The following is an 8214-nucleotide window of genomic DNA, read 5'->3' as shown; positions in this document are numbered from 1 at the left end:
ATCCTGAAACCGTGTGCTTACAAGAAGTCAGAGCCCTCTATATGGGTGATGGCGTGCCTTTTGTAGAATGAACCGGCGAGTTACGTTCCCGTGCAAGGTTAAGGTGAAGAGCCGTAGCCGCAGCGAAAGCGAGTCTGAATAGGGCGACTAAGTACGTGGACGTAGACCCGAAACCGTGTGATCTACCCCTGTCCAGGGTGAAGGTGCGGTAACACGCACTGGAGGCCCGAACCCACGTATGTTGAAAAATGCGGGGATGAGGTGGGGGTAGCGGAGAAATTCCAATCGAACTCGGAGATAGCTGGTTCTCCCCGAAATAGCTTTAGGGCTAGCCTCGGAAAATAGAGTTGTGGAGGTAGAGCACTGATTGGGTGCGGGGCCCGCCAAGGGTTACCAAGCTCAGTCAAACTCCGAATGCCATAAACTTGTATCCGGGAGTCAGACAGTGAGTGCTAAGATCCATTGTCAAAAGGGAAACAGCCCAGACCATCAGCTAAGGTCCCCAAGTGTGTGTTAAGTGGGAAAGGATGTGGAGTTGCACAGACAACCAGGATGTTGGCTTAGAAGCAGCCACCATTTAAAGAGTGCGTAATAGCTCACTGGTCGAGTGACTCTGCGCCGAAAATGTAACGGGGCTAAACACACCACCGAAGCTATGGCTTGATGCATTGCATCAGGGGTAGGGGAGCGTTGTATGTAGGTTGAAGGTGTACCGTAAGGAGCGCTGGACAGCATACAAGTGAGAATGCCGGTATGAGTAACGAAAAGATCAGTGAGAATCTGATCCGCCGAAAGCCTAAGGGTTCCTGAGGAAGGTTCGTCCGCTCAGGGTAAGTCGGGACCTAAGGCGAGGCCGAAAGGCGTAGTCGAAGGACAACAGGTTGAAATTCCTGTACCACCGTAATCCGTTATGAGCAATGGGGTGACGCAGTAGGGTAGTGACGCGGACTGATGGATGTCCGTCTAAGCAGTGAGGCTGGTGTGTAGGCAAATCCGCACACCGTAAGGCTGGGCTGTGATGGGGAGCGAAAATTATAGTAGCGAAGGTCATGATCTCACACTGCCAAGAAAAGCCTCTAGTCAGGAGAAGGTGCCCGTACCGCAAACCGACACAGGTAGGCGAGAAGAGAATTCTAAGGCGCGCGGAAGAACTCTCGTTAAGGAACTCGGCAAAATGACCCCGTAACTTCGGGAGAAGGGGTGCCCCGGTAGTGTGAATAGCACGAGGGGGCCGCAGTGAAAAGGCCCAAGCGACTGTTTAGCAAAAACACAGGTCTGTGCGAAGCCGCAAGGCGAAGTATACGGGCTGACGCCTGCCCGGTGCTGGAAGGTTAAGGGGAGTGGTTAGGGGTAACCCGAAGCTATGAACCGAAGCCCCAGTAAACGGCGGCCGTAACTATAACGGTCCTAAGGTAGCGAAATTCCTTGTCAGGTAAATTCTGACCCGCACGAATGGCGTAACGACTTGGGCGCTGTCTCAACGAGAGATCCGGTGAAATTTTAATACCTGTGAAGATGCAGGTTACCCGCGACAAGACGGAAAGACCCCATGGAGCTTTACTGCAGCTTGATATTGGACTTTGATACGATTTGTACAGGATAGGTGGGAGCCTAAGAAGCAGGAGCGCCAGCTTCTGTGGAGGCAACGTTGGGATACCACCCTGATCGTATCGGAGTTCTAACCTGGTACCGTGATCCGGTATGGGGACAGTGTCAGGTGGGCAGTTTGACTGGGGCGGTCGCCTCCTAAAGAGTAACGGAGGCGCCCCAAGGTTCCCTCAGAATGGTTGGAAATCATTCGAAGAGTGCAAAGGCATAAGGGAGCTTGACTGCGAGACTGACAAGTCGAGCAGGGACGAAAGTCGGGCTTAGTGATCCGGTGGTACCGCATGGAAGGGCCATCGCTCAACGGATAAAAGCTACCCTGGGGATAACAGGCTTATCTCCCCCAAGAGTCCACATCGACGGGGAGGTTTGGCACCTCGATGTCGGCTCATCGCATCCTGGGGCTGAAGTAGGTCCCAAGGGTTGGGCTGTTCGCCCATTAAAGCGGTACGCGAGCTGGGTTCAGAACGTCGTGAGACAGTTCGGTCCCTATCTGTCGTGGGCGTAGGAAATTTGAGAGGAGCTGTCCTTAGTACGAGAGGACCGGGATGGACGCACCGCTGGTGCACCAGTTGTTCCGCCAGGAGCACAGCTGGGTAGCTAAGTGCGGAAGGGATAAGCGCTGAAAGCATCTAAGCGTGAAGCCCCCCTCAAGATGAGATTTCCCAATTAGTAAGACCCCTTGAAGACGACGAGGTAGATAGGCTGGAGGTGGAAGTGCAGCAATGCATGGAGCTGACCAGTACTAATCGGTCGAGGGCTTATCCAACAAGCTTGGAAGGACGTAGTCCAAGAAGAGCATACGCAGATTCGTTTCGTATCTAGTTTTCAGGCGATCAAGCCTGAACTGAATAATGTTCCCTGATAGCTCAGTTGGTAGAGCACTCGACTGTTAATCGAGTTGTCACAGGTTCGAGTCCTGTTCGGGGAGCCATATGGAGAGGTGTCCGAGTTGGCCGAAGGAGCACGATTGGAAATCGTGTAGGCGTCACAAGCGTCTCGAGGGTTCGAATCCCTCTCTCTCCGCCATTATTGTAAGGCCCGTTGGTCAAGGGGTTAAGACACCTCCCTTTCACGGAGGTAACAGGGGTTCGAATCCCCTACGGGTCACCACTTTCTTAGATAACATCAGATAGGGATGAGAACTCAAAAGGGTTCGTCGGAGCAATTGCTTCGGTAGGAATACATCGCAGTCTCGTTCGGAGAACGAGTATCCCCTACGGGTCACCACTATTTACACTTGATTTTATTGAGGTTCATCTGGTAATATAAAGATTATGTTTAACATATGGAGGCTTAGCTCAGCTGGGAGAGCATCTGCCTTACAAGCAGAGGGTCGGGGGTTCGATCCCCTCAGCCTCCACCATATTATATTACTGACGCGGGGTGGAGCAGCCCGGTAGCTCGTCGGGCTCATAACCCGAAGGCCGCAGGTTCAAATCCTGCCCCCGCAATTGATTTACATAGTGTGGAGCCGTGGTGTAGAGGCCTAACATGCCTGCCTGTCACGCAGGAGACCGCGGGTTCGAATCCCGTCGGCTCCGCCATTTAAATCTTACAACTGGATAACATGTATTATGGCTCGGTAGCTCAGTCGGTAGAGCAGAGGACTGAAAATCCTCGTGTCGGCGGTTCGATTCCGTCCCGAGCCACCATCATTCTTTTACACCGTGCCGGTGTAGCTCAACTGGTAGAGCAACTGACTTGTAATCAGTAGGTTGGGGGTTCAAGTCCTCTCGCCGGCACCATTCTTTGGAGGCTTAGTGAAGTGGCTAAACACGGCAGACTGTAAATCTGCTCTCTACGAGTTCGGTGGTTCGAATCCATCAGCCTCCACCAGTGTTTAGGGGCATAGTTTAAAGGTAGAACAACGGTCTCCAAAACCGTTGGTGTGGGTTCAATTCCTGCTGCCCCTGCCAATTAAATATTCTTAGTATTATGGCGGTCGTGGCGAAGGGGTTAACGCACCGGTCTGTGGCTCCGGCATTCGTGGGTTCAAGTCCCATCGATCGCCCCATTTTACTTAGAAATGTAATGATTAATGTTGGGGGTTAGCCAAGCGGTAAGGCAACGGACTTTGACTCCGTCACGCATAGGTTCAAATCCTATACCCCCAGCCATTAATATGCGGACGTGGCTCAGCGGTAGAGCATCGCCTTGCCAAGGCGAGGGTCGCGGGTTCGATTCCCGTCGTCCGCTCCATTTATGGCGCCATAGCCAAGTGGTAAGGCACAGCTCTGCAAAAGCTTTATCCCCAGTTCAAATCTGGGTGGCGCCTCCATTTTTTAAAGTTTGACAATATCTCTTCAAAGCAGTAAATATTTGCGCCCTTAGCTCAGCTGGATAGAGCGTTTGACTACGAATCAAAAGGTCAGGAGTTCGAATCTCTTAGGGCGCGCCATATTTCCCATTAACTTATCGGGAACATTCACACACCATGCCGGTGTGGCGGAACTGGCAGACGCGCGCGACTCAAAATCGTGAGGGAAACCGTGGGGGTTCGAGTCCCTTCACCGGCATATATGTTAAAGTAAACCATGAACATTTTGTTCGTGGTTTTTTTATGTTTATTTTGTGTTTTCCCACCAAACTTTTCCAATTTAGAGACGTTCTTTATTATAGGCTTCATTTATTAGCTGGAGGGAAAGGGGAAGTTTTAATGATCGAGAAGAATAGCAGTAACAACGCCACTGAAAAATTTGTAGAGAATACATATGGAGGAAAGAATAGACCTCTCATATTTGCAGCGTGTACGTTAGTGCTGCTTATGTTAAGTAGTCCTACGGCTGCCTTGGCAGACAGCAAGGTGAAGGTATCGGCGGATACAACAGTTACAAGCAGCTCGGCAGCTGCCTCCACAGGCAGTAGTGTAGCAGGAGATAAGCTTCCAAAAGGAGCAAAGATCACTTCTTCCCAGGCTGACAAAGCTCTTAAAGAAATGTTTCCAATGCTCTTTAAAGCCACATTGAACATGGCTGAGTTCGGTGGTCAGAATAGTTATCCAGTGGATTATGACAAGAAGTGGGAGCTTCAATATACCCTTCAGGTGGGCAACTACGGAACTGGGTTCGACGCCCAAGTCGATGGTGTGACTGGTGAGGTATTGTCGGTTAGTCTGCCTGATCGTTTAATTCAAATGTTCACTAAAAAAGATGCTGTTAAGGTTGATCGAACCGAAGCGAAGAAGGCTGCCCTGGATTGGTTAAAAGCTAAAGTAAAGAATATTGATGTAGCAAGCTTGAAAGACACTTCGGGTTATAATGGGCAGGACGGTTCTTTATTTATAACGCAAAATTATTATTTCACTTTCAAGCTACCTGTTAACGGATTGTATTCCGATAATGAAGGAGTTCAGGTAGCTGTTAACAATTACGGTGAAGTTACGTCTTATGTTCGATATAAGACGTTTGCTGAATATCCATCCCCAAAACCGGCAATTACCCTGGAAAATGCAGATCAAAAGTTCAAGGAGAATTTTGATGTAGAACTGGCATATATTCCAGAGAAACTTAACTCCCTAGGATCGGCCAAGTACTTCTTGGGCTACACTCCGGTTGATGGAAGCACGAATAGTATTGACGCAGTTACAGGAAAGAAGATAGATCCTCAAGCAGGTACTGTTCAAATTCTTTCGAAACCTGAGGGAATTCCTTCTGGAGGCAATAACTTCGTTCCTTCCAAGGAAGCAATTCAAGACGGTGATGATGCTATGAATTGGCTCAAATCATTGATCCCAATTCCTGCCGAATTCACAGTGGAATACAAGCAGATATCAAGATACTGGAATAACCCCTCGCAGAAAGTGTGGAATATTTCATTAAGGGATAATCAGACTGGCGGTAGCCCTAATGAAGTCATCAATGCTGTAATAGATACGGCCACGGGTCAAATTTTATCTTTCCGATTTGATGCTTATAGTCCTCCGGAAAAGGAATATAAACCTAAAGGCAAAATTCTAAGCTCGAAAGAAGCCAAGGAAAAGGCGCTCCAGGTTGTGAAGAAATTGGTTCCTAATGCTTCTAGTGAGTATAAGCTCACTTTTATCAGTGACAGGGATAAGAAGGTTTCCTCATCGACATATCAATACAGCTTCAAGAGATATATTAACGGAATTCCTGTTATGTATGACTCCATTGATCTGAATCTCAGCTCAGATGGCGTGATCCGCTCCTTTACTACAGGGGCCAAGGCGAGTTCATCCGGATTTCCAGATAATAAGCCTGTGATTAGCAAAGAGGAAGCGAAGAATCTATATCTGAAGAATTGGAAAATGGAGCTGAAATACGAGCGTATTGGCGGTATGTACCAAATGAATGGAAGCCCAGTCCCAGCAAGTGTTAAATTGGTCTATGCTCCAGTACCGAGTTCAGAGAACGGTAATGATTACTTTTCATACAGTCCGCTTGATGCCCTTACAGGGAAAAGCCGAGAAATTTACGCACCATACGGAGGAAGCGTTAAAGAAGCGACTGACATTAAAGGACATCCACTTGAAAAGGCTTTGAGCGAAGCTGTTCAGCATCGGGTAATCGTCCCGGATAGTAATGGGCTTGTACTTCCAAATGAGCAGATTACCCAAGGGGAGTGGATCAACATGGCAGCCAGAGCAGTTAGTCCCGATATGGGATATTACTATGGCAGTATGGATGATAGCTCAATTGCCGGAGTTAGCGTGGATAGCCCTTATTACCAAGGGCTGCAGGTATTTATCAATAATAACTGGATGACGGTGGATCCAGATCGCACCTTAACTTTAGATGCCAAGCTAACACGCGACCAGTTAGCCAACTATTTGGTAGAAATGCTGCAGTATAGCAAGCTGGCACAGTATTACAACCAACCAACAGATCTCCTTGGAGCAGCCGATGCCAATAGTGTTACCCATAAAGGAGCAGCTGCGATTGTGCTGAAGCTGAAGCTGCTTGACCTGAAGAACGGAATGTTCGCACCTGATGCGGTGGTTACACGCGCCGAAGCGGCAGATGTTCTGATTCGTCTCAAAGATTTAATTGGCCAAACTGATAATTTCCTCAAGCAGAACGGCTTTTAATTCACTAAGCAGAGAATGAATACCTAGTATCCCTGGTCCTTGCTGACCAGGGGTTTTTTGATTACGCCGGACTCGGGATCAACGAAAGAATGGGTGTTATGGGTGTTATGAGAGTAAGGAGAGTAAGGAGAGTAAGGAGAGTAATGAAATAATGAGAGTAATGAGAGGGACTGTTAATCAACGTGAGAAAGGATTTTAAGTGACGAACTTAATATTGGCATACAGCAAGCAGTAGGGGTCATCGCAAGGTGCCTTCAACAAGCAACTGGGGGCTAGTGGCAGACAGCAGGTGAAGATATCGGATGCTTGGATGCTTATATCAGATTCCCTGGCATGTTAACCCAGGTAGTTACCTGGCAGTTAGCCGCCCTCGCATCCCAGCGGTTATCGCAGAACGGCCAGACCGCTCTCTATCTGAGGCCCCGGCTTATCCTCGACCTTAGTCCAGTATAAAAAACCGTCCCCGGTCCGTTTTGGGAAATGACGTTAAGGCCTAGAATAAAGACATAAGGTTGAACTTAAAGAGAGGCGGTGAAAGAAATGAGAACAAATAACAAACCAAGCGGATTTGCAATCGTGCTTATTGCACTTGGGGTACTGATCTTGTTAGGCAAGCTGACGCCTTTCTTCGGCAGTCTGTTCGGTATTCTGATAGCCATCGTAATGATTGCCCTTGGATATTACGGAATTCGTAGAGGTAACGCATTTTTCGGATGGATCGTATTGTTTATCGGTGTGGTCTCCCTGATCTCCAAGCTGGCTTGGATCATCGTACCACTACTCGGTATCGGACTGATTGTATACGGTATTTCCTCACTTAGAAATAAACGGACTTACTAATACACAGTACTATTAAGGTTAGGAGGGAATTGAACAATCATGAGTGTATTTAGACGGGTAAGAGATATTACTGTAGCCACTTTGAATGAACGTCTGGAGCAAGCACAGGATCCTGTTCAGCTTATCGATCAATTCCTGGTTGAAACCCGGCAGGAGATTGCAGAGGCTGAGAAGCTGCATCATCAATACTCCGGACATACCAGACAATTGAAGCAGCAGGTTGACCATGCAAGCACCATGCTCAGCAAGAGAGAAGAGCAGGCATTACTTGCTCTAAAAGCAGGCGAGGAGCACTTAGCCAAGCTGGCTCTTCAGGAGAAACTGCTCTATGAAGAAAAGCTTGAGCAGTACTCGGAGCTGTACAGCCAAAGTCTTGAAGCCCTTAACCAGCTTGAAGCTCAAATGAATGAGCTTAAGACGGAATATCAAGCTGTATATAACAAAAGACAATATTACTATGCGAGAATGGAAACCCTTCGTCTCCAGCAAAGAATGAATCAGCGTATGGGCAGCTATGGCACACAAGATGTACCTAAAATGTTCAATCGTCTTGAAGATCGGGTCTCCGATATGGAATGGGAAGCCCGGAGCCTGCGAGATCTTCGCAAGGCAGGGCAGGATCTGTTCAATCAGGCAGGAACTGCGATTCAATCTACTCTGGAACAGGAGCTCACGCGACTTAAACAGAAGCTGAACAAACGAGGAGAGGAGTAATTGCG

At 48.3% G+C, this 8214-nt stretch carries 3 protein-coding genes, 16 tRNA genes and 1 rRNA gene (1 of these 20 only partly in view); all 20 read left to right on the top strand.

What is annotated here, in order from left to right; all coding sequences use genetic code 11:
* Positions 1-2374 (top strand): 23S ribosomal RNA (locus tag ACEN86_RS16615); it begins 553 nt to the left of the window's first position.
* 89 nt (positions 2375-2463) lie between these two features.
* A tRNA-Asn gene (locus ACEN86_RS16610) sits at positions 2464-2539 on the top strand.
* 3 nt (positions 2540-2542) lie between these two features.
* Positions 2543-2634, top strand: a tRNA-Ser gene (locus tag ACEN86_RS16605).
* Between the two features lie 9 nt (positions 2635-2643).
* Positions 2644-2718: transfer RNA gene (locus ACEN86_RS16600), tRNA-Glu, on the top strand.
* Positions 2719-2895: 177 nt separating this feature from the next.
* Positions 2896-2971 (top strand) — tRNA-Val (locus tag ACEN86_RS16595).
* A 14-nt stretch (positions 2972-2985) separates the two neighbouring features.
* Positions 2986-3059: transfer RNA gene (locus ACEN86_RS16590), tRNA-Met, on the top strand.
* A gap of 16 nt (positions 3060-3075) precedes the next feature.
* Positions 3076-3152: transfer RNA gene (locus ACEN86_RS16585), tRNA-Asp, on the top strand.
* A 32-nt stretch (positions 3153-3184) separates the two neighbouring features.
* Positions 3185-3260 (top strand) — tRNA-Phe (locus tag ACEN86_RS16580).
* 17 nt (positions 3261-3277) lie between these two features.
* Positions 3278-3353 (top strand) — tRNA-Thr (locus tag ACEN86_RS16575).
* 6 nt (positions 3354-3359) lie between these two features.
* Positions 3360-3444: transfer RNA gene (locus ACEN86_RS16570), tRNA-Tyr, on the top strand.
* Between the two features lie 6 nt (positions 3445-3450).
* A tRNA-Trp gene (locus ACEN86_RS16565) sits at positions 3451-3524 on the top strand.
* Between the two features lie 22 nt (positions 3525-3546).
* Positions 3547-3622 (top strand) — tRNA-His (locus ACEN86_RS16560).
* Between the two features lie 28 nt (positions 3623-3650).
* Positions 3651-3725: transfer RNA gene (locus ACEN86_RS16555), tRNA-Gln, on the top strand.
* 7 nt (positions 3726-3732) lie between these two features.
* Positions 3733-3807 (top strand) — tRNA-Gly (locus ACEN86_RS16550).
* A gap of 5 nt (positions 3808-3812) precedes the next feature.
* Positions 3813-3886 (top strand) — tRNA-Cys (locus ACEN86_RS16545).
* Positions 3887-3929: 43 nt separating this feature from the next.
* A tRNA-Arg gene (locus ACEN86_RS16540) sits at positions 3930-4006 on the top strand.
* A 38-nt stretch (positions 4007-4044) separates the two neighbouring features.
* A tRNA-Leu gene (locus ACEN86_RS16535) sits at positions 4045-4124 on the top strand.
* 140 nt (positions 4125-4264) lie between these two features.
* Positions 4265-6655 (top strand): YcdB/YcdC domain-containing protein, encoded by a 2391-nt coding sequence (locus ACEN86_RS16530; RefSeq protein WP_495631659.1) that lies wholly within the window; start codon positions 4265-4267, stop codon positions 6653-6655.
* Positions 6656-7195: 540 nt separating this feature from the next.
* On the top strand, positions 7196-7495 hold the full coding sequence (locus ACEN86_RS16525; protein ID WP_495631658.1) for a LiaF transmembrane domain-containing protein: 300 nt from the start codon (positions 7196-7198) through the stop codon (positions 7493-7495).
* Between the two features lie 39 nt (positions 7496-7534).
* On the top strand, positions 7535-8209 hold the full coding sequence (locus tag ACEN86_RS16520) for a PspA/IM30 family protein (RefSeq protein ID WP_495631657.1): 675 nt from the start codon (positions 7535-7537) through the stop codon (positions 8207-8209).
* The last annotated feature ends 5 nt before the right edge of the window (positions 8210-8214 follow it).

It is taken from the genome of Paenibacillus sp. Paensp111 (assembly GCF_059492195.1).
This window is presented reverse-complemented; position numbering and strand designations above follow the sequence as displayed.